Origin of the sequence: Pelomonas sp. KK5, assembly GCF_001984095.1 — a bacterium.
Taxonomy (GTDB): Bacteria; Pseudomonadota; Gammaproteobacteria; order Burkholderiales; family Burkholderiaceae_C; genus KK5.
This window is the reverse complement of record NZ_LYVQ01000032.1, coordinates 13,271-38,697: the sequence shown is the minus strand read 5'-3', so window position 1 is coordinate 38,697 and position 25,427 is coordinate 13,271. Positions and strand designations below refer to the sequence as shown.

The window sequence follows — 25,427 nt, the reverse complement described above, 5'->3', positions numbered from 1 at the left end:
ACGCTGCCGCCCGAGGTGCAGGCCTCGCTGGCGCGTTCGATCCCGTTCCCGCCGCGCCTGGGCAAGCCCGAGGAATTCGCGGAGCTGGCCTGCCATGCCGTTGGCAACGTGCATCTGAACGGCGAAACGATCCGCCTGGACGGCGCCCTGCGCATGGCGCCTCGTTGAACATCACAACAAGGAGACAAGAGACATGACGACATCCATCCGCTGGACTTGCGCGTTGGCCCTGCTGCTCGCCGGCACCGCCGCCCGCGCCGATCTCACCATCGGCATCAGCCTGCCGCTGACCGGGCCGGCCTCGGGCCTGGGCATCCCGATGAACAACGGCTTCAAGCTCTGGCCCGAGACCATCGCCGGCGAGAAGGTGAAGCTGATCGTCATGGACGACGCCACCGACCCGAGCAAGGGCGTGCAGAACGCGCGCCGCTTCGTCGACGACAAGGTGGACCTGATCGTCGGCTCCGGCGCCACGCCGGTGGCCATCGCGATCGCCGACGTGGCGATGGAAGCGAAGGTCGTGCAGATCGCGATGTCGCCGGCCCCGCTGCCGCCGGGCAAGGACGCCTGGACCTTCCGCATGCCGCCGTCCAACGGCGTGATGGCCAACGCGGTCGTGCAGCACATGCAGAAGGCCGGCATCAAGACGGTCGGCTTCCTCGGCTACAGCGATGCCTACGGCGAATCCTGGCTGGCCGAGATCACGCCGCGGCTGGAGAAGGCGGGCATCCGTCTGGTCGGCACAGAGCGCTTTGCGCGGGCCGACACCAGCGTGACCGGCCAGGCGCTGAAGCTGGTCAGCGCCAACCCCGATGCGGTGCTGGTGGTCGCCTCCGGCAGCGGCGCCGCGATGCCGCAGCTGGCCCTGAACGAGCGCGGCTACAAGGGCCGCATCTACCAGACCCATGCCGCGGCCACGCGCGACCTGATCCGCGTCGGCGGCAAGGGCGTGGAGGGCGCGCTGGTGCCGGCCGGCCCGCCGGTGGTCGCCGAGCAGCTGCCGGACAGCAATGCCTCCAAGGCCGTGTCGCAGCGCTTCGTGGCCGACTACGAGAAGATGTTCGGCCCCGGCACCCGCAACACGCTGGCCGGCCATTCCTACGACCTGATGCTGCTGCTGGAGCAGGTGCTGCCGGCCGCCAAGGCCAAGGCAAGACCTGGCACCCCGGAGTTCCGCGCGGCGCTGAAGGAGGCGATCGAGACCTCGGGCAAGCCGGTCGTCGCCACCAACGGCGTGGTGCAGTACACGGCCGCCGACCACTGGGGCTTCCGCCCCGATGCGGGCATCGTCATGAAAGTGGTGAACGGGGACTGGAAGCTCGAACCCTGAACGCGGCCGCAGGCGCGATACTCACCCGCGAGTTTTTTCCGGGGGACAAGCAGAGTGAGCTACGACTATTCGTCCGAGAGCGCCCGCCTCGAGATTCCCAACCCGTACAAGGTGCAGAACCGCCTGCTGTTCCTGTGCGCGGCGCTGCTGGTGGCGGCGGGCCTGTGGTGCGTGACGTCGGCGCGCGAAAGCCTGTCCAAGGCGCCGATCGCCGTGGGCATCGCGCTGCTGGCCTTCGGCATCCTGTCGGCGTCGACCGCGGCCAAGCGGCTGCGCTTCTTCTTCGGGCGCGGCCGGCCGCTGTCATTGGCGCCGGACCTGGCGCCCACCGTCGTCGGCACCTCGCCGCGGGCCGAGTACCACAAGGGCCTGCTGCGCCAGGGCGCCCTCGAGTATCCCGAGCCCAAGGGCGCGCTCGACGGCGTGCTCTATCACGCCGCCCCGCACCTGATCACCGCGCCCGATGCGGTGCAGCTGCAGGCGCGGGTCCACTTCTTCAACTTCGCCGCGCTGGCGGTCACGCTGCTGAGCTTCGCCTTCGCCTGGCTCGTGTTCGGCAACGCGATGAACCGGCCCTGGCTGAGCCTGGCCTACTTCGCCTTCGGCTTCATCTTCCTGCTGAAGCCGATCCTCTCGTCCAGCCCGGCCTCGCTGAGCCTGCCGGCGGTGATCGCGCTGATCGTCGGCGCCATCCTCGGCCCGGCGCTGGTCGGCGCGGCCAGCAAGGTGCTGCCGGCGCTGCACTGGAGCCTGGCGCCGCAGACGACGGTGATGCTGCTTTCCGCGCTGGCTGCAGTGGCGCTGTCGATGCTGGCGGTGCTGGGCCAGGTCAAGCCGCCGCCGGCCACGCAGACCAGCTCGGAGCAGCTGCGCCTCTCGCTGAACGTGCCGCCCAGCCTGCTGATCGACGAGCTCGAACGCCGGCTGCAGGAGCAGTGGACCGAGAAGATCCCGAACCGCCGCTATGCGCGCCAGGTGCCGGTGATCGACCCGCAGCTGCATTCGGGCCCGTTCAGCGGCGAGCTGTTCGAGGAATCGCAGCCGATGCCGATGAGCGGCACCACGCCGGCCGGCATCGGCCAGGCGCTGGGCTCGCGCACGCACAAGTGGCTGGCGGTGCTGGACCTGTTCGCCACGCTGCTGGTGCTGGCCGGCGTGATCGCGGCGCTGATGTTCGTGCGCCAGTTCGGCGACCCCTCCAGCTTTGACTCCGCGGCCGAGCGCGGCAGCGCGTCCTTCTCCTGGCTCGGTTCGGCCAGCATCCTGCTGCTGGTGGCGACCTTCTGCTTCAAGTCGTCGGCACGGCTGTGGGGCCGCTTCGACTTCGAGTCTGTGCTGGTCTGGGTGGAGATGGCCGGCACCTACATGACGGCCAGCGTCGGCACCGGCAATATGGTCAGCGCCCGCGTGCAGACCAGCAACCAGATCGTGCGCACCGAGGCGATGACGCTGCGCATCTGGCGCGCCCGCATCGAGTCGGTGGTGTTCGGCAAGGATGAGCGCCGGCAGGTGACGGCGATGTTCTCGTCCGACGCCGGCACGCGGGAGCTGGCCCAGCACCTGGCGGAGTTCGGCCAGTCGCGCGCCTCGCTGGTGGCGCCGGGCAGCCAGGCCGATGCCGAGCGCCTGCAGGCGCTGGGGGCGGCGGAGCGGCTGGTCGGCAATGACAACGCCGCGCCGCAGATCCGGCTGGCGCCCGAGCCGGCATCGGCCCCGGCCCTGGCTGCAAGCTTCTGCCGCAAGTGCGGAGCGGGCCTGGCCGGCGACGATCTCTTCTGTTCCAAGTGCGGCACCAAGGTCCATGCCTGACATCACCTTCATCCATCCCGACGGCCGCGAAGAGGGCTTCGAGGCGCCCGTGGGCGTCAGCCTGATGCAGGCCGCCACCGGCTACGGCATCGACGGCATCGTGGCCGAGTGCGGCGGCTCGATGGCCTGCGCCACCTGTCATGTCATCGTCGACGAGGCCTGGGCGGCGCGGCTGCCGCCGCCCTCGGCCAGCGAGAACGAGATGCTCGAGGTCACCGCCGTGCCGCGCGAGCCGACCAGCCGGCTGTCCTGCCAGATCCCGCTGACGCCCGAGCTGCAGGGCCTGGTCGTGCGTCTGCCCGAGCGGCAGTACTGATGGCCGAGAATGCTGCTTTTCGCTTGGCAAGAGATTCCTGAATGAGCAGCAGCAACGACAACATCGTCATCATCGGCGGCGGCCATGCCGGCGCGGCCCTGTGCGGCGCGCTGGCCGCGGCCGGCCTGGGTACGCGGGTGCACCTGGTGTGCGAGGAGGCGGAGCTGCCCTACCACCGCCCGCCGCTGTCCAAGGCCTTCCTGAAGACGCCGGACGAGAAGCTGCAGCCGCACCGCGCCGAGGACTGGTACGCCCAATCCGGCATCACGCTGCATCGCGGCGATGCGGCCGTGGTGATCGACCGCGCCGCGCGCACGGTGACGCTGCGGTCCGGCGCCGTGCTGCCCTACGGCAAGCTGGTGCTGGCCACCGGCACCCGCGCGCGCCGCCTGTCGCACCTGCCGGCCAGCTTGAGCAATGTCCTGATCCTGCGCAGCAGCGCCGATGCGCTGAAGCTGCGCGAGCGGCTGCAGGCCGCCTCCTCGCTGACCGTGCTCGGCGGCGGCTTCATCGGCCTGGAGATCGCCGCCACCGTACGGGCGCAGGGCAAGCCGGTGACGGTGCTGGAATCGGCGCCGCGGCTGCTGGCCCGCTCGGTCTCGCCGGAGTTGGCCGAGCACGTGCTGCAGACCCATCTGGCCAGCGGCATCGACCTGCGCCTGGGCGTGACCGTCGGCGAGTTCGAGATCGAGGGCGACCGGCTGGTGGCGCTGGGCGTGGGCGGTGTGCGCGAGAAGGTCGAGCTGCTGGTGATGGGCATCGGCGCGATGCCGGAGCATGCGCTGGCCAGCGCGGCCGGCCTGCTGTGCGACAACGGCATCACCGTCGACGCCTACCTGCGCACCTCCGACCCCGACATCCTCGCCATCGGCGACTGCTGCAGCTTCGACGAGCATCACAGCGGCCGCCACCTGCGGCTGGAATCGGTGCAGAACGCCAACGACCAGGCCCGCACCGCCGCCGCCACGCTGCAGGGCCGCGAGGAGCCCTACAAGGCGCTGCCCTGGTTCTGGTCCGAGCAGGGCGCGATGCGGCTGCAGATGGCGGGCCTGATGCCGCCGGCCGATACCGCTGAAGTTCGGCGTTATCGCCGCCCCGGCGCCAGCGCCGCGAGCTTCTCGATCCTGCACTACGTCGGCGAGCGGCTGGCCTGCGTGGAGAGCGTCAGCGCGCCGCTGGACCACATGGCGGCGCGCAAGCTGCTGGAGACCGGCAAGGTCGTAGCGCCCGACGTGGCCTGCGACCCGGCCGTGCCGCTGAAGAATCACGCCTGAGATCACGCCAAGGGAGGCGACGACATGTTCCCGAAGAACGCCTGGTACGTCGCCGCCACCCCCGATGAGATCCCGGCCGACAAGCCGCTCGGCCGCCGCATCTGCAGTGAGGCGATCGCCTTCTTCCGCGGCGCCGATGGCATGGTCTCCGCGCTGGAGGACTTCTGCCCGCACCGCGGCGCGCCGCTCTCGCTGGGCCGGGTCGTCGACGGCACCTTGCAATGCGGCTACCACGGGCTGCGCCTGGGCACCGAAGGCCAGCCGGTGGCGATGCCGGGCCAGCGCATCAGCGTGTTCCCGGCGGTGCGCCGCTATCCGGTGGTGGAGCGGCACGGCTTCGTCTGGGTCTGGCCCGGCGATGCGGTGCAGGCGGACGAGGCGGCCATCCCGCCGCTCGACTGGGCCGGGCACCCCGAGTGGGCCTACGGCGGCGGGCTCTACCACGTGCGCTGCGACTACCGGCTGATGATCGACAACCTGATGGACCTGACGCACGAGACCTACGTCCATGCGAACAGCATCGGCCAGAAGGAGATCGACGAGGCGCCGCCGCAGACCCGCGCCGAGGGCGACGCGGTGATCACCGAGCGGCGCATGTTCGACATCCCCGCGCCGCCCTTCTGGCAGATGGCGCTGCGCGGCATGGGCCTGCCGGACGACCGGCCGGTGGACCGCTGGCAGATCTGCCGCTTCACGCCGCCCAGCCAGGTGATGATCGAGGTCGGCGTGGCGCTGGCCGGGCAGGGCGGCCACGAGGCGCCGTCCGCGGTCAAGGCCTCGAGCATCGTGGTCGACTTCATCACGCCGGAGACCGACAACTCGATCTGGTACTTCTGGGGCATGGCGCGGCGCTTCAAGCCCGACGACGCGGCACTGACCGACAGCATCCGCGAAGGCCAGCGCAAGATCTTCGCCGAGGACCTGGAGATGCTGGAGCGCCAGCAGCGCAACCTCGAGGCCTGGCCCGAGCGCCGGCTGATGAAGCTCAACATCGATGCCGGCGGCACGCTGGCGCGGCGCCTGCTGGACAGGCTGCTGGCCGCCGAGAACTGAATCGCGCATCACCGGGGCACGCGGATTGCCGGTCTGCAGCCACTACGACAGCAGGAGGCGCACGAGATGACGACGAGCGATCAGAAGCCCAGCAAGCCCTCCATCGAGGAGATCTTCCAGCTGCTGCGCCGCGGCATGGGCCACGAGCATGTGGACCTGGGCAATGTGGACGAGCTGCTGCAGATGGCGCAGCTGCACGACTACCAGGTGCTGGCCCAGGAACTGCGGGAATACAAGGCTGATTGCTGACTGAACTGACCCTACACTGGGCTCACCCGATCGACAGGGGAGCCCCTGCATGGCCGAGTCGTTCTTCCAGCCCGCCATCATCGACATCGAAGCCTCGGGCTTCGGGCGCGGCAGCTATCCGATCGAGGTCGGCTTCGTCGGACCGTCCGGCACGGTGTTCTGCAGCCTGATCCATCCCGAGCCCGACTGGCAGCACTGGGACATCCAGGCCGAGGCCCTGCACGGCATCAGCCGCGCCACGCTGATGGCCCATGGCAAGCCGCCTGAGTGGGTGGCCGACGAGCTGAACCGCCGCCTGCAGGGCCAGACCGTCTACTGCGACGGCTGGGGCCACGACTACCCCTGGCTGGCCCGGCTGTTCGACAGCGTGGACCGGCTGCCCGCCTTCCATCTCGAAGACCTGCGCCGGCTGCTGAGCGACGGCGAGGCGGCCCGCTTCCACCAGATCGCCGCCCAGGTGCGCAGCGAGCAGAAGATCGCCCGCCACCGCGCCAGCAGCGACGCGCGGGTGCTGCAGATGGCGCTGATGCGGGTCAAGGCCGAGGCGGCCGTCTGAATTTGGAGACGGTTGCAGATCGCCCAACGGCACTAGACTGGGGCCATGAGCACTGCCGATCCGATGACGACTCCAGCCTCCGGCAAGCCCGCGCGCCCCGATCTCGAACCCAAGCGCGCCCCGCTGCAGCCCCGAGCCGTCGAGACCTACGAACGCATCCTCGCCGCCTGCGCCGAGCTGCTGGGCGAGGTCGGCATCGAGCGCCTGTCCACCAATCTGGTCTGCCAGCGCGCCGGCATCTCGCCGCCGGCGCTGTACCAGTACTTCCCGAACAAGTACGCGATCCTGCATGAGCTGAGCGTGCGGCTGATGCAGCAGCAGAACAAGCTGCTGATGCCCTGGGCCAGCGCCGCGACGATGGCCCTGCCCGAGGCCGAGTTCGCCCGCAGCCTGGCCGAGCTCTTCCTGCAGATGCAGGCGCTGACGGCGCAGATGCCGGCCGGCGTCTGGGTCACCCGCGCGCAGCGGGCGGTGCCGGCGCTGCAGGGCCAGCGCCTGCGCTCGCGCGAGGTCTTCACCGAGATGATGATGGAGCCCTTCGGCGCCGCCCATCCGGAGGCCGACCCGGCCCGCGCCCGCCTCACGCTGCGCCTGGCCATCGACGCGCTGTATGCCGCCCACGAGATGCTGTTCGACGACGCCAGCCTGGACCCGCAGGCGGTGGCGCAGACCATGTCGGAGATGGTGGCCGGACAGCTCGCGCGGGTCTGCGAAGGCCGCTGAAGCGCACCCCCGATTCGCGGGGGTGAGCCGCGGGCGCTGCCGTCGCCGCTGACCAGCCTTGTCCCGAAAGCGGCGATCTCGCCCGCACCTGGGGCTGACCCGCAGCGCCCACCCCGCACCCCTGCCTAGACTCCGCCCGATCTTGTAGACGGAGTTCCCTCTGATGAAGCTGTCCCGACTCGCCCTGGCCCTGATCGCCGCCCAGGCCCCGCTGCTGGCGCTGGCCGCCGCCCCGCAGTACTCGATCGCCGATCTCGGCACGATCGCCTCGTCCGGCAACTCCAGCGCCGCCTGGGGCATGTCCAGCGGCGGCGGCTACATCACCGGCACGACGCTGAACTTCCCGCAAGCGAGCGCCTCGCAGGCGGCCTTCGTCTGGCAGGCGGGCAGCGGCATGCAGCAGCTCGGCACGCTGGCCGGCTACAACTTCGAGTGGGGCTACGGCGTCAACAACAGCGGCGTGGCCGTGGGCGTGGCCGCGGTCAACGGGCTGGGCTCCAACCCGGTGCCGGTGATGTGGACCAAGGGCGTGGCCAGCGCGCTCAAGCTGCCCACCGGCCAGACCGCCGGCCGGGCCCGCGACATCAACGACCAGGGCATCGCCGTCGGCTCGGTCGGCTCCGGCATCTCGGAGCAGGCCACGATCTTCAACACCGTCTCCGGCAAGACCACGGTCATCAATGCGATGACGCCGGAAGGCACGTACATGCAGACGGCCTTCGCCATCAACGACGCCGGCCTGGTCGTCGGCACCGGCACCACCGCCGACTCCCGCAACGTCGCGGTCGTGTACGACATGAACAGCGGCACGCTGACCCAGCTGAACACCGGCACCGGCGCCGCCACGGCCTTCGGCGTCAGCGAGAACGGCCTGGTGACCGGCATGGCCGGGACGTCCAACTTCATCTGGTCGCAGGCCGGCGGTACCGTCATCGTGCCGCAGACCTCGAACAGCACCCAGGGCGGCCAGCTCTACAGCATCAACAGCCAGGGTTGGGCCGTGGGCACCGGCAGCGGCCTCTACGCCAACCCCTTCCTCTACGCCGACGGCACCGACTACCTGCTGTCCAGCCTGCTGGTCAACGGCGCGGGCTGGAACATGAGCACCACCACGACGACCCGCGCCATGGGCATCGGCGACAACGGCCAGATCACCGGCTGGGCCATGATGACCGACGGCACCGCCCACGCCTTCGTGATGACGCCGGTGCCGGAGCCGGCGACCTACGGCCTGATGGCGCTGGGGCTGGCCGCGGTGGGCGTGGTCTCGCGCCGGCGCAAGGCCGCCTCGTCTTCTTCCTGAAGCGCCTTCAGGCAGCTCACGCACAGGCAGCGGCCCGGGTACTCGCCCGCGAGCCGCTGCTTCAGTTCGGCGCCCAGGTTCAGGCCGAAGCAGTCGCAGCGCGCATCGTTGACGCCGCAGTGGAAGCCGCCGCCGCAGCGCGGGCAGGTGTCATCGAGCGCTGCCCCGCTCACTGGAACAGCCCGGCATGCTGCTGGCGCAGCAGGTTCTTCTGCACCTTGCCCATCGCGTTGCGCGGCAGCTCGGCCTCGATGAAGACCTGCTTGGGCACCTTGAAGTTGGCGATCTGCGATTTCAGCGCGGCAGTGATGGCAGCGCCGTCCAGCTGCGCGCCCGGCTTGGCGATCACGACGGCGACCACCGCTTCGCCGAAGTCCGGATGCGGCACGCCGATCACGGCGGTCTCGGCCACGCCGGCCATGTCGTTGACGTAACCCTCTACTTCAGCGGGGTAGACGTTGTAGCCGCCGCTGATGATCAGGTCCTTGCTGCGCCCGACGATCGTGAAGTAGCCGCGGGCGTCGCGCCGGCCCACGTCGCCGGTGCGGAACCAGCCGTCGGCGGTGAACTCCTCCTGCGTCTTCTCGGGCATGCGCCAGTAGCCGGCGAAGACATTGGGGCCGCGCACCTCGATATTGCCGATCTCGCCGGCGGCGCACTCCGCGCCCGCGTCGTCGCGCACCCGCACGCCCACGCCGGGCAGCGCGAAGCCGACCGTGCCGCCGATGCGGTCGCCGTCCTCGGGCCGGCAGGGGTTGCTGGTCAGCATCACCGTCTCGCTCATGCCGTAGCGCTCCAGGATCGTGTGGCCGGTGCGCTGCTGCCAGCTGCGGAAGGTCTCGACCAGCAGCGGCGCGGAACCGCTGATGAACAGGCGCATCCGGCGGCAGGCGGCCTTGTCCAGCGCGCCCTCGGTCAGCAGCCGCACATACAGCGTGGGCACGCCCATGAAGACGGTGGCCTCGGGCAGGCGCTGGATCACCGCGCGCGGCTCGAACTTGCCGCTGAACCAGATCATCTTGCTGCCGTTCAGCAGCGCGCCGTGCGAGGCGACGAAGAGGCCGTGCACATGGAAGATCGGCAGCGCGTGGATCAGCACGTCGTCCTTCTGCCAGTCCCAGTAGGCCTGCAGCGTGCGGGCGTTGCTGAGCAGGTTGCCGTGCGAGAGCATCGCGCCCTTGCTGCGGCCGGTCGTGCCGCTGGTGTAGAGGATGGCGGCCATCTCGTCGGCGCGCTTGACCGCCACCTCGTGCGTGTCGGGCAGCGTGGAGGCGCGGTCCAGCAGCGTGCCGCTGCGGTCTTCATTGAGCGTGAAAACGTTCTGCGTGCCCGCCAGGAAGGCGATCTTGCTGACCCAGCCGAAATTGCGCCCCGCGCAGACCACCACCGCCGGCTCCGCATTGCCGATGAAGTAGTCGATCTCGGCGGCCTGGTAGGCGGTGTTCAGCGGCAGGTAGACATGGCCGGCGCGCAGCACGGCCAGGTAGAGCATCAGCGCCTCCACGCTCTTCTCGGTCTGCACGGCGATGCGCGAGGCGGGCGGCAGCTCCAGCGAGTCGAGCAGATTGGCCAGCATCGCGCTGCCGCGCTCCAGGTCGCGCCAGCTGTAGCTGAGGCCGGCGCCGTCCGCGCACTCGATGGCCGTGGCGTCCAGATCAGCGGGGAAGCCGGCGCGCAGCGCGGCATAGAGATTGGCTTGCATTCGCGAATTATTGCCTTCCGGCGGCGGCGGGCTCATAGTCGGGCCGTCCGGGGGACAGGAGACAAGACAGATGGGCAAGATGATGCTCGCCACGCGCCTGCGCGTGGCCGTGGGTCTGGTGCTGCTCGGCTTCATCGGCCTGATCGCGCTGCTCAGCGCGCACTCGGCCGACAGCCTGATGGACGTGCGCATGCTGACGACGGTGGACCAGGTGAAGAGCGCCGCGGCGATCGTGCGCGACTTCCAGTCCAGGGCCAAGTCCGGCGCGCTGTCCGAGGCCGAGGCGCAGGCCCAGGCTGCTGCGGCGGTCGGCAAGATCCGCTACTCGGGCAGCGAGTACATCTGGATCAACGACCTGCGCCCGACGATGGTGATGCATCCGATCAAGCCGGAGATGAACGGCAAGGACGTCTCGGCCAACAAGGATCCCAACGGCAAGGCGGTGTTCATCGAGGCGGTCAACACGGTCAAGGCCGGCGGCGGCAGCGGCTTCTTCGACTACCTCTGGCCCAAGCCCGGCGCCAGCGAGCCGGTGCCCAAGCGCTCCTATGTGCAGCTGTTCGAGCCCTGGGGCTGGGTGCTGGGCTCGGGCGTGTACGTGGACGACGTGGCGGCGGTGGTGCGCAAGGACGCGCGGATGACGCTGATCCTCGTCGCTATTGCCGGTGTGGCGGCGTTGGTGGGTGTGGAACTGTTCGTGCGCAGCCTGCGGCGGCGCCTGGGCACCATGCGCGAGGCGGTGCATGCGGTAGCCAGCGGCGACCTGAGCGGGCATGTCGAGCCCGGCAGCGCCGACGAGATCGGCCTGGTGCTGGCCGAGGTGGCGGCGATGAAGCAGCGCCTGGCCGACCTGGTGCGCGGCATCCGCGAGGCGACCGAGTCGATCGGCGTGGCTTCCGGCGAGGTGGCGCTGGGCAGCCAGGACCTGTCGGCGCGTACCGAGCAGACGGCCTCCAACCTGCAGCAGACCTCGGCCTCGATGCAGGAGCTGACCCAGCAGGTGCGGCACTCCTCCGATGCCGCGCAGCAGACCAATGCGCTGGCCGACACCGCGGCCGGCCAGGCGCGGCAGGGCGCCGCGGTGATGCACGAAGTGGTGGCGACGATGGACGGCATCGCCGCCTCGAGCAAGAGGATTTCGGACATCACGGCCGTCATCGACGGTGTCGCCTTCCAGACCAATATCCTGGCGCTGAACGCGGCGGTGGAGGCTGCGCGCGCCGGCGAGCAGGGCCGCGGCTTCGCGGTGGTGGCCAACGAGGTGCGCACGCTGGCCCAGCGCAGCGCGCAGGCGGCGCGCGAGATCAAGGCGCTGATCGCCGAGTCGTCCGAACGCGTGGACGCCGGTGCGCGGCAGGTCAGCCGCGGCGGGCAGTCGATGAGCGAGATCCTCAGCGCCGTGCAGCGGGTCAGCAGCACGGTCAACGAGATCAGCGAGGCCAGCATCGGTCAGTCCGACGGCATCGCCCAGGTCAATCAGGCGGTGGCCAACCTGGACAGCATGACCCAGCAGAACGCCGCGCTGGTGGAGCAGACCGCGGCGGCCGCGGAGTCGCTGAAGCAGCAGGCCGCGGTGCTGGGCGAGATGGTCAAGGTATTCAAGGTCGCCGAGACCAGTTGAAGCAGAAGGAGACGTCCATGAAATCCGCTTATCCTGTTGCCGCCGCCGCGCTGCTGGCAGTCGGTGCTGCATCCGCGCAGACCGCCATCGCCCCCGGCGGCAGCGCCGCCTTCAACGTGCCCGGCACGACGAGCCTCTACCAGGTGTTCGGCCACTCCGGCGCGGAGGACAACCTGGCCACCGATGCGCCCTACCTGGCCTTCACGGCCGGCAGCGGCAATGTCTTCACCTTCAGCGGTGTCACCGGCGGGCTGAACTGCTGCAACGACCCAAGCCAGCTGGCCACGCCAGAGGGCGGCAACTGGCTGGGTCCGACCTCCACGATCACCGGCATCAACGGCATCTCGGACGCCTTCGGCAACACCCAGCTGCCGCTGGTGGCGATGTTCGCCTCGGAGACCGACCCCTTCGGTACCGCCGCGCCGGCTGCGCTGCCGGCCTGGGATGCCAACAACCCGAGCAGCCAGGCGCCGGGGCTGTACCAGGTCTTCTTCGTCGGTGACGGGCGGACCGGCTTCAACGACGCCTCGGGCACGCTGCTGACCTTCACCGCGCCGGCCGGCGCGACGCGGCTCTACATCGGCTTCGTCGACGCGGGCAACTTCGTCGGCACCTCGTCCTGGTACTGGGACAACCCGGGCGCGGTGGCCGGGACGGTCAACATGGCCGCCGTGGTGCCCGAGCCGGGCAGCTTCGGCCTGCTGGCGCTCGGGCTGGCGGCGCTGGGCTGGCGCCTGCGCCGCCGTCAGAGCTTGTAGTCCAGCGACACCGCGAAGTTGCGCGGCTCGCCGTACACCGCGCCGTAGGCCAGGCCGGTGATGTACTTCCTGTCGCTCAGGTTGTTGACGTTCAGCCGCAGCGTGGTCTTCGGGTTCAGCTCCCAGGCGGCGAAGGCATCGGCCACCGCGTAGGCCGGCTGCACGGCGCTGCCGATCTTGCTGATGTCCGACTGCCAGCGCGCGCCCAGGCCCAGGCGCAGCGCGGGCAGGGCGGGCACGCGGCTCTCCACGCGGGCCTTCAGCGTGTTGCGCGGGATCCATTCGTAGATGTCATTGCCGTCCGGGCCGGTCAGCATCAGGTGGGTGTAGCCCAGCGAGACCTTGGCGTCCTTGCCAATGCGGCCGGTCGCCTCCGCCTCGAAGCCCTTGGAGCGGACGTCCTTGGGCTCGTAGTAGTACTGCTGGTTGCTGTCGATGCCGGCGTAGGTGGCCAGGCCCTGCTGCTTGGCGGTGAACACGGCGAAGGTGGTCAGCAGCGCCTTGCCCAGCCACTCGGCCTTGATGCCGGCCTCGGTGTTGACGCCCTTCATCGGCGCCAGCTGGAAGCCGTGGACGTCGTTCTGCTCCTGGGCCTGGAAGATGTCGGAGTAGGACACATAGCCCAGCACGTCGGGCGTGATGTCGTAGGTGAAGCCGAGGTAGGGGCTCAGCTTGCTGGTCTTCGGGTCCAGCAACTGGCCGCCGCTGCCGTACTGCGAGTCACCGCCGCGCACCAGGCGGGCGGCATTGAGGCCGACCACGGCCTTGAAGGAATCGGTCAGCGCCAGCCGCGAAGCCACGTACAGCCGCGTCAGCGTCTGCTCGCCGGCGGTGCTGGGCGTGCGCGCGCCCCAGCTCGGTTCCGGATAGGTGTCGCCGCCGTAGGGAAAGGCGGGCAGCGGGAGGAAGGCGTTGGACTCGGCGGCGAAGGTGTCGGTGGAGGTCTTCTCGTGCGAGCGGGAGATGCCCACCAGCAGGCTGTGCTTGCGGCCGAAGGCGCTGAACTGGCCGGAGACGTTGGCGTCCAGCACCGTGTCGTCGGTGCTGCTGAGGCTGCGGTAGGGCCAGCCGATCAGGCCGGTGTTGTCGTTGTTCAGCGTGCCGGTGTTGGTGTAGGCGTAGAGCAGCTTGGTCGCCTCGTTGCCGTGGCGGACGTTGTAGGTGAGCTTGGCTTCCCAGTTGTCGGCCAGGCGGTGCGTGTATTCGGCGAAGGCGTTGTAGGACTTGGTGTTCCAGTAGGTCCAGTCGGCCGAGGTGGATGAGCCGACCGGGAAGTCCGCCTGCGTGCCGTCCGCGCGCAGCAGCGTCAGCGAGCCCCACATGGGCGAGTTCTGCTTCGAGTCGACGGCTGTCAGGCCCACGGTCAGCACGCCGTTGTCGCCGATCTGGCCGTCGATGACGCCATAGACCGTGTTGCGCCTGTCGTGCAGGTCGCGGATCCAGGAGTCCTTGTCCTCGGTGGCCACCACCAGGCGGCCGGCCCAGCGGCCGTCCGTCGTGAGCACCTTGTTGTAGTCCAGCTCGGCGCGCTTCAGGCCCCAGGAACCGAAGCTGACGCCGACCTCGCCGCCGTCGGTATTGGTCGGGCGCTTGCGGATGTAGTTGATCGTGCCGGACGAGTTGCCCACGCCGGTCAGCAGGCCGTTGGCGCCGCGGATCAGCTCGATGCGCTCGAACAGGAAGGTGTCCTCGCGGCCGACCACGGTGCCCCAGGAGTTGGTCATGCCCAGGCCGTCCACCTGGGTCAGCTGGATCTCGAAGCCTCGCGAGTTGAAGGTGGCGCGGTTGGTCTCGTACTGCTCGACGTTGATGCCGGTGGCCATGCGCAGCGCCTCGTTGCTGCCGCTCAGGCCGAAGTCGGCCATGTCGTCCTTGTCGATGCTGGAGATCGACTGGGGCGTGTCCTTCACGTCCATGGCCAGGCCGGTCGCGCCCTTGGAGACGCGGTTGGCGCGCTTGCCGGTGACGACGATCTGCTCGAGGGTGTTGCCGGTGCTGTCCTGCGCCTGGGCGAACTCGGCAGTCGCGAGCGACGCCGCGATGGCGCAGGCGGTCAACAGGAAGTGATGTTTCATGGAGTTCTTGGAGTGAGTCGATGCGAATGCAAATGCGACTTTATCGCAATTGAGAAGAATTCCCATTAAGATTCGGATATGAGAACAACTCGATGGGCGCAGATCGCCTCGCGCGTCGGCGCCAGCTTCCTGGGCGGCTGGGTCTTCGTCTGGGGCCTGGTGATGCTTGGCACCGTGGCCCTGCTGCGCGCCGGCCTGCCCTATGCCGATGCGCAGACGGCGATGGTCCTGCTCGCCTTCCTGGTCTGGCTGGCGGCGTTCTGCTGGTCCTATGCCGCGGCCAGTGCGCTGCGCGTGTGGCTGGTGCTGCTGGGCGGCGGCGCCGCGATGACCGCCCTGGGCGCCTGGCTGGCCCCGCTGCCGCGGTGAACGCGATGTCCTTGTCGAACCTGCGCCAGTCCATGAGCTGGCTGCACACCTGGCTGGGCCTGGTGCTGGGCTACCTGCTGGTGGTGATCTTCTTCTTCGGCTCGCTGTCGGTGTTCGACCGCGAGTTCGACCGCTGGGCGCTGCCCGAGACCCGCTTCCCCGCGCAGCCGATGCCGTCCTTCGACCGCATGCTGCTGCCGCTGTTCGCGCAGATGGCGCCCGAGGCCCAGGAACTGGAAGCCGCGCGGGGCCGGGTCTCCACGCCGCTGCCGGAGAAGCTCAAGCCGGTCAACTTCGCCGCCTACACGACCCACCGCGACCCGGTCGTCGGCCTCTATGCCGAGTACGCCGTGCCCGGCAACCCGAACGATCCGGACGACCATGTCCACGGTCACGTCACCGTCGACCCGCGCAACGGCCGCCTGCTGCGCGACGACCAGCTGAAGATCGGCAGCGAGTTCTTCTACCCGATGCACATCGGGCTGCATCTCACATGGAAGAACCTCGGCTACTGGATCGTCGGCGCGGCGGCGCTGGTGATGCTGGCGGCGCTGGTGTCGGGCGTCATCATCCACCGCCGCCTGTTCCGCGAGTTCTTCACCTTCCGCCCGAGGAAGCATCTGCAGCGCAGCACGCTGGACCTGCACAACCTGACCGGCGTCGTCGCGCTGCCTTTTCATTTCTTCTTCGCGCTGACCGGGCTGACGATCTTCGCGGCGATGTACCTGCCGGTGTCGGAGACGATGCTGAAGCCGCAGGCGACGGCCGCGATGATGGCCGAGGCGCAGGCCAGGAACCTGCCTTACGCGGCGGCCGGCGTGCCGGCGCCGCTGGCATCCGTGGACGCCATGGTGGCCGAGGCCAAGCGCCGCTGGGCGGCGCACGACATGGCCGGCGAGGTGGGCTACCTCGTCATCAACCATCCCGGCGATCGCAACAGCTACGTCACCATCTACCGCGGCGGCAGCGACCGCGTGGCCTTGCTGGGCCAGGCCATCCATTTCGAGGGCACGAGTGGCCGGGTGCTTTACGAGGAGCCGCAGCCCTCGGCCATCGCCAAGGTCAACGAGTTCCTGACCGGCCTGCACCTGCAGCAGTTCGAGCACTGGGCGCTGCGCTGGTTCTACCTGTTCGGCGGCCTGGCCGGCTGCGCCTGCATCGCCACCGGCTTCCTGTTCTTCGTCGAGAAGCGCAAGCGCAGGCATCCGGCGGGCGCCCGCTGGGCCGATGCGATGGCGGTCGGCACCGTGCTGGGCCCGCTGGCCGCGGCGCTGGCGATGCTGGTGGCCAACCGGCTGATGCCCGAGATCGAACGCGAGGCCTTCTGGGGTGTCTGGCTGCTGTCCTTTGCCCATGCCTTCGGGCGCGGCCGGGCTGCCTGGTTCGAGCAGTGCTGCGTCGTCGCCGTGCTGGCCTTCGGGGCGGTGCTGCTGAACGCCTTGACGACCGGCGACCATCTGCTGAAGACGCTTTTCATCGAGCGCTACTGGCCGGTGGCCGGCGTGGACCTGGCCCTGCTGGCGGTCGGCTTCATCGCGGCGGGGCTGGCGCGGCGGCTGGCGCCGATGGGCGCGAGGCGCGCGATGGCAGCGGAGCAGGCCCATGCGTCCTGAGTCCCTGCTGATGCTGGCGGCGCTGCTGTGCTGCCTGGCCGGCGCCGTCTGGCTGGCCGCCTCGCTGGAAGCACATTGGCAGCAGCTGCGCGCCAGCGCGGCGCCCGGCAGGCGCCAGGCGAGGGCCTTGCGCGCGCTCGGCGCCGCGGCCTGGATCGTCGCGCTGCTGCTGTGCTGCCGCGCCGATCACGCCTCGATGGCGGTGCTGGTGTGGGTGATGTCGGTGTCGGCCGCTTCCTGCGCGGTGGCCTTCGTCTTCGCGTGGAAGCCGCGTGTGCTGGCCTGGCTGCTGGCCTGGGCCTGACGAATCCGCGTCAGTTTGACGAGGGCAGGGTCAGCCACTTCGCCAGCCGCGCCCGCAGGGCCGAGAAGTCGAGCGGTTTGGTCAGGTGTTCATCCATCCCCGCGGCCATGCTGGCGGCCACGTCGCTGTCCAGCGCATGGGCCGTCAGCGCCAGGATCGGGAACGGGGCCAGCGTGCCGGCGCGTTGCTGGTCGCGGATGCGGCGGGTGCATTCCAGGCCGTCCATGCCGGGCATCTGGATGTCCATCAGCACCAGGTCCGGGGCGGATTCGGCACAGGCGGCCAGCGCTTCCAGGCCGTTGCGTGCCAGGCGGGCCTGCACGCCCATCAGGCTCAGGAACTCCAGGGCCACGACCTGGTTGATGTGGTTGTCCTCGACCAGCAGCACGATCGGCTTGCGCGCGGCGCCGGCGCTCTCGCCGGAGGGCTTGGCCGCCGGCCTGCCCGCGTCCTCGGCGTCGTCGTCGGCCGGGGCACCCAACCAGGCTGGCACCTTGTAAGTGCTGTTGCCTCGGTTCCGGATTGCGATCTCATCCATGCTTGCTTTCCACCTCGCCAGAACTGCGCCGCCGGCCTTTGCCGGAAGCCCTCCCCGTGACTCGCGCGCCGGCTGGGCCGATCAAATGCGGGTCGATGGCCATTGTTGCCGCAGCCGCGCCGCCGCGCAATGAAGAGCTGTGGCCATATGCCGCTTGACTTAGACGTTATTACCGGGTTGGGGCATTGCGGCTGCTGACAAGAAGGGTCGTCGGCCCTTCCTAGAATGTCCGGTCCCACTTTCCAGCAGGCAGTAAGCAATGTCCGACGACGAAGGTCTGATCCGCATCCGCGGCGCCCGCCAACACAATCTGAAGAACCTGGACCTGGACGTCCGCACCGGCGAGCTCACCGTCGTTACCGGCCCCAGCGGCTCGGGCAAGTCCAGCCTGGTCTTCGACACCCTGTACGCCGAGGGACAACGGCGTTATGTCGAGACCTTCTCGGCCTACGCCCGCCAGTTCCTGGACCGGATGGACCGCCCCGCCGTGGACAAGGTGGACGGCGTGCCGCCCGCCATCGCCATCGACCAGACCAACCCGGTGCGCACCAGCCGCTCCACCGTTGGCACGATGACGGAGCTGAACGACCACCTGAAGCTGCTGTTCGCCCGCGCGGCCGAGCTGTTCGACCGGCAGACGGCCAAAGCGGTTCGGCACGATTCGTCGCAGTCGATCTACGCCGAGCTGATGGAGCGCACGAAGGCGAGGGATCCCCGCCTGGTGCTGACCTTCCCGGTCGAACTGCCCAAGGACACGTCCGCCGAGCAGGTCGAGCAGTGGCTGGCCGCCAGCGGCTTCACCCGCGTGCAGGCCGAGCGCGAGGCCAACGGCCGCAAGGTGCTCGACGTCGTGGCCGACCGCTTCCGCATCCAGGGCGCCGACAGGCAGCGCGCGATGGAAGCGATCGAGCTGGGCCTGAAGCGCGGCGGGGGTCGCCTGGCCGTCTACGTCGATGACGCTGACATATGGCGTTATTCAACCGGACTCCACTGCCCCGACAGCGACATCCGCTACGCCGACCCGCAGCCGCCCCTGTTCTCTTTCAATTCGGCGATGGGCGCCTGCGAGGCCTGCCGCGGTTTCGGCCGCGTGATCGGCGTGGACCTGGGCCTGGTGATCCCGGACGAGAAGAAGACGCTGCGCGGCGGCGCGATCAAGACGCTGTCGACCCCGGCCTGGAGCGACAGCTTCGCCGACCTGCTGCGCTACGCCGGCGAGGCCGGCATCCCGCGCGACACGCCCTGGAGCCAGCTGACCGAGGCGCAGCGCCACTGGGTCATCGAAGGCTCGCCCAACTGGACCGGCAACTGGAACAAGCAGTGGTACGGGGTCAGGCGTTTCTTCGACTACCTGGAGAGCAAGGCCTACAAGATGCACATCCGCGTGCTCTTGTCCAAGTACCGCAGCTACACCACCTGCCCGACCTGCCAGGGCGCGCGGCTGAAGACCGAGGCGCTGCTGTGGCGCGTCGGCTCGAAGGCGCTGGCGGATTCGGTGCTGCCGGCGTCTCAAAGGTTCATGCCCGCCGGCGTGGCCTGGAGCCGCGAGCAGCTGGAAGCGCTGCCGGGCCTCTGCCTGCACGACATGATGCAGATGCCGATCCACCGGCTGCGCCGCTTCGCCGACGAGCTGCAGCTGCCCGGCGGCATCCTCGACGAGGCGCTGAAGCTGCTGCTCGACGAGATCCGCAACCGGCTCAAGTACCTCTGCGACGTGGGCATCGGCTACCTGACGCTGGACCGCCAGAGCCGCACGCTGTCCGGCGGCGAGGTGCAGCGGATCAACCTGACGACGGCGCTGGGCACCTCGCTCGTCAACACGCTGTTCGTGCTGGACGAGCCCAGCATCGGCCTGCATCCGCGCGACATGGGCCGCATCGTGCAGGCGATGCAGCGGCTGCGCGACGCGGGCAACACGCTGGTCGTCGTCGAGCACGACCCGGCCGTGATGCTGGCGGCGGACCGCCTGATCGACATGGGCCCGGGCCCGGGCGAGAAGGGCGGCTCCATCGTCTTCGACGGCACGCCCGAGAGCATCCGCGGCGCGGACACGCTGACCGGCGCCTACCTCGGCGCGCGCAAGCATGTGGGCATGGGCCTGAAGCGGCTGGTGGAAGCCAGCACGCCCAAGCTGCTGCTGCAGGGCGTGCGCGCCAACAACCTGAAGGACGTCTCGGTCGAGTTCCCGCTGCAGCGGATGGTGGTCGTCACCGGCGTCTCCGGCTCGGGCAAGAGCACGCTGATGCAGGACGTGCTGTTCCCGGCGCTGGCCCGGCACTTCGGCCAGCAGACCGAATCGCCCGGCGAGCACGACAGCCTGCTCGGCGCCGACTGGCTGTCCGACGCGGTCTTCGTCGACCAGTCGCCGATCGGCAAGACCGCGCGCTCCAACCCGGCCTCCTACGTCGGCGCCTGGGACGAGATCCGCAAGCTCTTCGCCGACACGCCGGTGGCCCGCGAGCGCAGCTACACCGCCGGCATGTTCAGCTTCAACGCCGGCGACGGCCGCTGCCCGACCTGCGGCGGCTCGGGCTTCGAGCACGTGGAGATGCAGTTCCTCAGCGACGTCTACCTGCGCTGCCCGGACTGCGACGGCAAGCGCTTCCGCGCCGAGATGCTCGATGTGAAGCTGCATCGCGGCACGCGGGAGCTGAGCGTGTCGGATGCGCTCGAATTGACCGTTAGCGAAGCGGTGGAGTTGTTTGCCAATGACCGCGAAGTGCTCGGCAAGCTGCAGCCGATCGTCGACGTCGGCCTCGAATACATCAAGCTCGGCCAGCCGGTCCCCACGCTCTCCGGCGGCGAGGCCCAGCGCCTGAAGCTGGCCGGCTTTCTCGCCGAGGCGGCCACCAAGCCGCGCCAGGCACTGGCCAAGAAGGGCACGCTGTTCCTGTTCGATGAGCCGACCACCGGCCTGCACTTCGACGACATCGCCAAGCTGATGCGTGCGCTGCGCAAGCTGCTGTCGGCTGGCCACTCGCTGATCCTGATCGAGCACAACCTCGACGTGATCCGCGCGGCCGACTGGCTGATCGATCTCGGCCCCGAGGGCGGCGAAGCCGGCGGCGAACTGGTCTGCCAGGGCACGCCGGAGGAGGTGAAGGATCACCCCACGTCGCATACCGCACAGGCGCTACGTGAATATGCACTGCACATGGACCGGCCCGCCTTCGCGGTGGAGGAGGGCCGGCCGCTGCAGACCGTCTTCCGCGCCCGCCGCAAGGCGAATGATGAGGCGATCCGCATCGTCAACGCCCGCGAGCACAACCTGAAGTCGGTGGACGTGGCGATCCCGCGCGGCAAGTTCAACGTGATCACCGGCGTCTCCGGTTCCGGCAAGAGCACGCTGGCCTTCGACATCCTGTTCAACGAAGGGCAGCGCCGCTACTTGGAATCGCTGAACGCCTATGCGCGCTCGATTGTGCAGCCGGCCGGCCGGCCGGAGGTGGACGCCGTCTGGGGCATCCCGCCGACGGTGGCGATCGAGCAGCGCCTGTCGCGCGGCGGCCGCAAGAGCACGGTGGCGACGACCACCGAGGTCTGGCACTTCCTGCGCCTGCTCTATGTGAAGCTGGGCGTGCAGCACTGCGTCAACGATGGCACGCCGGTGCGGCCGCAGAGCGTCGAGTCGATCGCCGCGCAGCTGCTTCGCGACTACCGCGGCAAGCATGTGGGCCTGCTGGCGCCGTTGGTGGTCAACCGCAAGGGCCTGTACACCGACCTCGCCAAATGGGCCAAGGCCCGCGGCCACACGCACCTGCGGGTGGACGGCGAGTTCCTGCCCACCTCGCCCTGGCCGCGCCTGGACCGCTTCAAGGAGCACACGCTGGAGCTGCCGGTCGGCGACCTGGTGATCACGCCGGCGAAGGAGGCCGAGCTGCGCGAGCTGCTGGCCAAGGCGCTGGACATCGGCAAGGGCGTGCTGCACCTGCTGTCGCCGCTGGACGATCTGCAGTCGGCCATCGCCGCCGGTCGCTCGACGGCGGGCATCGGCGCGGTCAAGGTCTTCTCGACCAAGCGCGCCTGCCCGACCTGCGGCACCAGCTATGCCGAGCTGGACCCGCGCATGTTCTCGTACAACTCCAAGCACGGCTGGTGCACGCACTGCGTGGGGACGGGTCTTGCGCTGACCCGCGAGCAGCGCAAGGCGCTGGACGACTCGGTCACCGAGAAGGACAACAAGGGCCGCGAACAGAGCTTCCCGGCCGAGGAGGCGGAAGTAGAAGGCCTGGCCGACCAGCCTTGCCCGGAGTGCCACGGCTCGCGGCTGAACGCCGCCGCCCGCGCCGTCACCTTCGAGGACCAGGCGATCAGCACGGTCGCCGGCTGGAGCGTCAAGGAAGCGCGCGAATGGGTGGATAGCCTGAACCTGGTCGGCCGCGATGCCGACATCGCCCGCGACGTGGTCGTCGAGATCCAGGGCCGGCTTGAGTTCCTCGAAGAGGTCGGCCTGGGCTACCTGACGCTGGACCGGGCGGCGCCGACGCTCTCCGGCGGCGAGGCCCAGCGCATCCGCCTGGCCGCGCAGCTCGGCAGCAATCTGCAAGGCGTCTGCTACGTGCTGGACGAGCCGACCATCGGCCTGCACCCGCGCGACAACCAGATCCTGCTGAAGGCGCTGGGTACGCTGGGTGACAAGGGCAACACGCTGGTCGTCGTCGAGCATGACGAGGACACGATCCGCCGCGCCGACCACATCATCGACATCGGCCCCGGCGCCGGCAAGCGCGGCGGCTCGGTGGTCGCGCAGGGCTCGGCGGCGGAACTGGCGGCGGTGGCGGAGTCGGTCACCGGCCGCTTCCTCGCCAATCCGCTGGTGCACCCGCTGCAGGAGCGGCGCGAGATGCTGCGGGATGCGCCGAAGTTGAAGGTGAGCGACGCGACGCTGCACAACCTCCAGCATGTGAGCGTCGACGTGCCGCTGCACCGGCTGGTGGCGATCACCGGCGTCTCCGGCTCCGGCAAGTCCACGCTGGCCCGCGACGTGCTGCTCGCCAATATGGCCATGGCAGTGCCGTTGAGGAAGGCGCCCGCGGCATGGATCGGCTGCGCCGGCATCGAAGGCCACGAGCAGGTGGACCGCGTGCTGGAAGTCGACCAGACCCCGATCGGCAAGACCCCGCGCTCCTGCCCGGCCACCTACATCGGCTTCTGGGACGCGATCCGCAAGCTCTTCGCCGAGACGCTCGAAGCCAAGGCACGCGGCTACGCGGCCAACCGCTTCAGCTTCAACACCGGCGAGGGCCGCTGCCCCGGCTGCGAAGGGCAGGGCATGAAGACCATCGAGATGAGCTTCCTGCCGGATGTGAAGGTGCTGTGCGACCAGTGCCACGGCCAGCGCTTCAACCCGGAGACGCTGGGCTGCACCTGGCGCGGCAAGAGCATCGGCGAGGTGCTGCAGATGGAGGTGGACGAGGCGGTCGAGTTCTTCGCCGCGATGCCCTCGATCGCCCATCCGCTGAAGCTGCTGCAGGATGTGGGTCTGGGCTACCTGACGCTGGGGCAGCCGAGCCCGACGCTGTCGGGCGGCGAGGCGCAGCGGATCAAGCTGGTCAGCGAGCTGGTGAAGGTGCGCGACGACGTCACGCGCCGCGGCCAGAAGGCCCCGCACACGCTCTACGTGCTGGACGAGCCGACCGTGGGCCTGCACATGGCCGACGTCGAGCGCCTGATCCGCGTGCTGCACCGGCTGGTGGCGGGCGGGCATTCGGTCGTCGTCATCGAGCACGACCTGGACGTGATCGCCGAGGCCGACTGGGTGCTGGACCTGGGGCCGGAAGGCGGCACGGCCGGCGGCCGGATCGTCGTGGCCGGTACGCCGGAGCAGGTGGTGGCCTCGGGCAGCCACACGGGTGTGGCGCTGAAGCCGGTGCTGGCGCGTTGAGGCGTTAGCGGCGTGGCGGCGGCATCTGCTGCCGCATCAGCACCCGCTCGACGATGCGCCCGACCCGTTCCCCATCCACGTACTGGCCGGGGGCGGGGGACGGCGCTTGCGGCGCCATGTCCCTGCCGTCGCGCTCCGGGAAAACGGCCGCGCGGCGCAGGCGCTCGTAGCTCGCCTGGTAGACGGCCGCGGTGTCCGGCGGCAGCTGCAGCGGCTCGGCCTGGGTGGCGATCTGCTGGACGGCCGCGGCGTCGCCGTCCTGGGCGTCGGCCTGCAACTGGCTGGCGAGCTGGCTGCGGTCTTCGGCCGGCGGGCGGGCGTTGGTCAGCTGCGAATACATCGCCGCGGCACCGGGCACGCCGCCGCGCATCGCGCGCCGGGCCAGGGCCGTCTGCTGCGCGGCGAGGTCCGGCGTCAGCGTCTGGCAGCGGCGCATCTCGGCCTGCATCAGTTCGATCAGGCGTTGGACATCCAGCCGCGGCGAGGCGGCGCGGGCCTGGTAGAGCGCGTCCAGCTGCTGCTCGTTGCTGGCGCGGCAGGCGTCGATCTGCTGGGCGGCCTCGAAGGCCTGCCGCGCGTCGCCGGTCTCGATGGCGCGCAGGATCTGCGGGCCATAACCCTCTGCGCCGACGGCAGGCGTGGGCACTTCCGCCGGCAGGCGGTCGACCTTCGTCGGGGTGCTGGACGAGGGCAGCGTCCGCTGGCGGCCCGGCGCCTGCGGCTCGGCGGGCAGCCGGGCCGGCTGGGGCATGTGCGCGCGGGCGGGCGCCTGCGGCCACGAGGGCTCGTCCGGCGCCTGCTGTTCCGCCGGACCGGCGGCCAGCAGCCAGGCGGCCGCGGCGATCGCGGCCAGCGGCAGGAGGGTCAGGGGTGGTCTGGCATTCACGGGCCACATCTTGTCATGCGCTTCACCGGCCGGAAATTCAAGACAACCCGGTCCGCGGCTTGCCCGGCGGATGCAGGCTGTCGTTGTTTCCACCCACTTCAGGGTCATCGCGGGGCCCGTAGTGGCACTCCCCTGGAGTAGATTCATCGTCAGGACATCGTTCTTGCAGTAGGAATCGTCGCCATGACCGCCTCTCTCCGCCCCGCCGAGCCCGCCGACTACACCACCATCGCGGGCTGGGTGCCCGATGCGACGGCCTGCCTGCGCTGGGCCGGCCCTCGCGTGCACTTTCCCTTCAAGCCCAATGAGCTGGCGCGCGAGCTGGCCATTCCCGGCGGCGGCGAGAGTCTGACGATGGTGGAGAAGGACGCGGCCGGCACCACCACGCTGGGCGGCTTCGGCCAGTTCTGGGTCTCCACGCCGGGCCAGGTGCACCTGGGCCGCATCATCGTCTCGCCCAAGCTGCGCGGCAAAGGCGCCGGCCTCCAACTGGGCCAACTGCTGGTGGCCGCGGCGGTCAAGGCGACCGGCGCCGGCACCGTGACGCTGCGCGCCTACCGGGACAACACCGACGCGCTGCGCATGTACGCCAAGCTCGGCTTCGTGCCGGTGCCGGCCTCGTCGACGGAGGAACTGGTGTTCATGAAGCTGCCGGTGAAGCGCTCCACCGCCGACGACACCCTGCGGCGCATGGCGTGAGACGGCGCGCGGCGGGCCTGCTGCTGGCGGTCGCCTTGCCAGCACTGGCCGCCGACTACACCCCCACCGCCCACGGCTTCGCCAGCTTCGACACCGACATCGCGATCTGCTCGAAGAACGAGCCGGGCCGGCGCATCGAGTTCATGCGCCGGCTCGATCCGGTGCGGGCCTGCGGCAAGGTGGAGAGCAAGCTCGCGGCCGAGATCCGCGCTTCCGCCGTCTACAAGGCCGACCTGCAGCGGCAGCTGAAGGCCTTCGCTCAAGAGGGCGGCACCCGAGCCCAGATCGCCACCTACTGCGAGACGGCGCTGGCCCATGTGGAGAAGTTCTGCGCGCGCAGCATGGGCCCGCCGCGCAAGTAGCGC

General features: G+C 69.8%; 22 protein-coding genes and 1 pseudogene. 18 read left to right on the top strand and 5 right to left on the bottom strand.

The annotated features are described in order from the left end of the window. The 10 genes and pseudogenes from B0W88_RS07155 to B0W88_RS07110 form a co-directional block, all read left to right on the top strand. Positions 1–168: pseudogene (locus B0W88_RS07155) on the top strand (3-hydroxyacyl-CoA dehydrogenase); the annotation flags it as partial. 25 nt (positions 169–193) lie between these two features. After that, a complete protein-coding gene (locus tag B0W88_RS07150) occupies positions 194–1,330 on the top strand; it encodes an ABC transporter substrate-binding protein (RefSeq protein ID WP_077033971.1) in 1,137 nt (378 codons plus the stop codon). 54 nt (positions 1,331–1,384) lie between these two features. Next, positions 1,385–3,139 (top strand): zinc ribbon domain-containing protein, encoded by a 1,755-nt coding sequence (locus B0W88_RS07145; RefSeq protein WP_077033970.1) that lies wholly within the window; start codon positions 1,385–1,387, stop codon positions 3,137–3,139. After that, positions 3,132–3,455 carry a 2Fe-2S iron-sulfur cluster-binding protein gene (locus B0W88_RS07140; protein WP_077033969.1) on the top strand — a complete coding sequence of 108 codons (324 nt, stop codon included), beginning with the start codon at positions 3,132–3,134 and terminating at the stop codon, positions 3,453–3,455. Before B0W88_RS07145 ends, B0W88_RS07140 begins: the two co-directional genes overlap by 8 nt. Before the next feature lie 41 nt (positions 3,456–3,496). Beyond that, positions 3,497–4,729, top strand: coding sequence for an NAD(P)/FAD-dependent oxidoreductase (locus B0W88_RS07135; RefSeq protein WP_077033968.1), 1,233 nt, complete (start codon positions 3,497–3,499; stop codon positions 4,727–4,729). Between the two features lie 24 nt (positions 4,730–4,753). After that, positions 4,754–5,782 carry an aromatic ring-hydroxylating dioxygenase subunit alpha gene (locus tag B0W88_RS07130; RefSeq protein ID WP_077033967.1) on the top strand — a complete coding sequence of 343 codons (1,029 nt, stop codon included), beginning with the start codon at positions 4,754–4,756 and terminating at the stop codon, positions 5,780–5,782. Between the two features lie 66 nt (positions 5,783–5,848). Then, positions 5,849–6,031 (top strand): hypothetical protein, encoded by a 183-nt coding sequence (locus B0W88_RS07125; RefSeq protein WP_077033966.1) that lies wholly within the window; start codon positions 5,849–5,851, stop codon positions 6,029–6,031. Positions 6,032–6,080: 49 nt separating this feature from the next. Then, positions 6,081–6,587, top strand: coding sequence for a hypothetical protein (locus tag B0W88_RS07120; protein WP_077033965.1), 507 nt, complete (start codon positions 6,081–6,083; stop codon positions 6,585–6,587). 45 nt (positions 6,588–6,632) lie between these two features. Continuing rightward, entirely contained in the window at positions 6,633–7,310 is a 678-nt protein-coding gene (locus B0W88_RS07115) for a TetR/AcrR family transcriptional regulator (protein WP_083748630.1), read from the top strand. A 163-nt stretch (positions 7,311–7,473) separates the two neighbouring features. Beyond that, entirely contained in the window at positions 7,474–8,613 is a 1,140-nt protein-coding gene (locus B0W88_RS07110; protein ID WP_077033963.1) for a PEP-CTERM sorting domain-containing protein, read from the top strand. Here the strand turns inward: B0W88_RS07110 and B0W88_RS07105 are convergent. Together B0W88_RS07105 and B0W88_RS07100 are read right to left on the bottom strand one after the other, a co-directional pair. Beyond that, positions 8,535–8,786, bottom strand: coding sequence for a cysteine-rich CWC family protein (locus B0W88_RS07105; protein ID WP_077033962.1), 252 nt, complete (start codon positions 8,784–8,786; stop codon positions 8,535–8,537). The genes B0W88_RS07110 and B0W88_RS07105 overlap by 79 nt on opposite strands. Then, entirely contained in the window at positions 8,783–10,315 is a 1,533-nt protein-coding gene (locus B0W88_RS07100; protein ID WP_077033961.1) for a malonyl-CoA synthase, read from the bottom strand. The genes B0W88_RS07105 and B0W88_RS07100 overlap by 4 nt, the downstream gene beginning before the upstream one ends. Before the next feature lie 70 nt (positions 10,316–10,385). Between B0W88_RS07100 and B0W88_RS07095 the strand changes: the two genes are divergently transcribed. Continuing rightward, a complete protein-coding gene (locus B0W88_RS07095; protein WP_233151643.1) occupies positions 10,386–11,936 on the top strand; it encodes a methyl-accepting chemotaxis protein in 1,551 nt (516 codons plus the stop codon). 17 nt (positions 11,937–11,953) lie between these two features. Next, entirely contained in the window at positions 11,954–12,694 is a 741-nt protein-coding gene (locus tag B0W88_RS07090; protein ID WP_077033960.1) for a PEP-CTERM sorting domain-containing protein, read from the top strand. Here B0W88_RS07090 and B0W88_RS07085 read toward each other — a convergent pair. Next, positions 12,682–14,769: a TonB-dependent siderophore receptor gene (locus B0W88_RS07085; protein ID WP_077033959.1), complete on the bottom strand. Its 2,088-nt coding sequence runs from the start codon at positions 14,767–14,769 to the stop codon at positions 12,682–12,684. The genes B0W88_RS07090 and B0W88_RS07085 overlap by 13 nt on opposite strands. A gap of 78 nt (positions 14,770–14,847) precedes the next feature. Between B0W88_RS07085 and B0W88_RS07080 the strand changes: the two genes are divergently transcribed. Genes B0W88_RS07080 through B0W88_RS07070 form a run of 3 tightly spaced genes read left to right on the top strand, consistent with a single transcriptional unit; the run spans position 14,848 to position 17,055 of the window. Beyond that, on the top strand, positions 14,848–15,138 hold the full coding sequence (locus tag B0W88_RS07080; protein WP_077033958.1) for a hypothetical protein: 291 nt from the start codon (positions 14,848–14,850) through the stop codon (positions 15,136–15,138). A gap of 5 nt (positions 15,139–15,143) precedes the next feature. Next, positions 15,144–16,751, top strand: a complete 1,608-nt coding sequence (locus B0W88_RS07075; protein ID WP_077033974.1) for a PepSY domain-containing protein — start codon at positions 15,144–15,146, stop codon at positions 16,749–16,751. Then, positions 16,741–17,055 (top strand): DUF3325 family protein, encoded by a 315-nt coding sequence (locus B0W88_RS07070; protein ID WP_077033957.1) that lies wholly within the window; start codon positions 16,741–16,743, stop codon positions 17,053–17,055. Before B0W88_RS07075 ends, B0W88_RS07070 begins: the two co-directional genes overlap by 11 nt. 10 nt (positions 17,056–17,065) lie before the next feature. Here B0W88_RS07070 and B0W88_RS07065 read toward each other — a convergent pair whose 3' ends face one another. After that, positions 17,066–17,593, bottom strand: a complete 528-nt coding sequence (locus tag B0W88_RS07065) for a response regulator (protein ID WP_077033956.1) — start codon at positions 17,591–17,593, stop codon at positions 17,066–17,068. A 259-nt stretch (positions 17,594–17,852) separates the two neighbouring features. On the opposite strand from B0W88_RS07065, the gene uvrA reads away from it, so the two are divergent. Further along, positions 17,853–23,477, top strand: a complete 5,625-nt coding sequence (uvrA, locus tag B0W88_RS07060) for an excinuclease ABC subunit UvrA (protein WP_077033955.1) — start codon at positions 17,853–17,855, stop codon at positions 23,475–23,477. A 4-nt stretch (positions 23,478–23,481) separates the two neighbouring features. On the opposite strand, the gene B0W88_RS07055 is transcribed toward uvrA, so the two are convergent. After that, entirely contained in the window at positions 23,482–24,363 is an 882-nt protein-coding gene (locus B0W88_RS07055; RefSeq protein WP_144006654.1) for a hypothetical protein, read from the bottom strand. A 183-nt stretch (positions 24,364–24,546) separates the two neighbouring features. Here B0W88_RS07055 and B0W88_RS07050 point away from each other — a divergent pair, with 183 nt between their 5' ends. Together B0W88_RS07050 and B0W88_RS07045 are read left to right on the top strand one after the other, a co-directional pair. Continuing rightward, positions 24,547–25,062, top strand: coding sequence for an N-acetyltransferase (locus B0W88_RS07050; RefSeq protein ID WP_077033953.1), 516 nt, complete (start codon positions 24,547–24,549; stop codon positions 25,060–25,062). Continuing rightward, on the top strand, positions 25,059–25,424 hold the full coding sequence (locus B0W88_RS07045) for a hypothetical protein (RefSeq protein ID WP_077033952.1): 366 nt from the start codon (positions 25,059–25,061) through the stop codon (positions 25,422–25,424). The genes B0W88_RS07050 and B0W88_RS07045 overlap by 4 nt, the downstream gene beginning before the upstream one ends. The last annotated feature ends 3 nt before the right edge of the window (positions 25,425–25,427 follow it).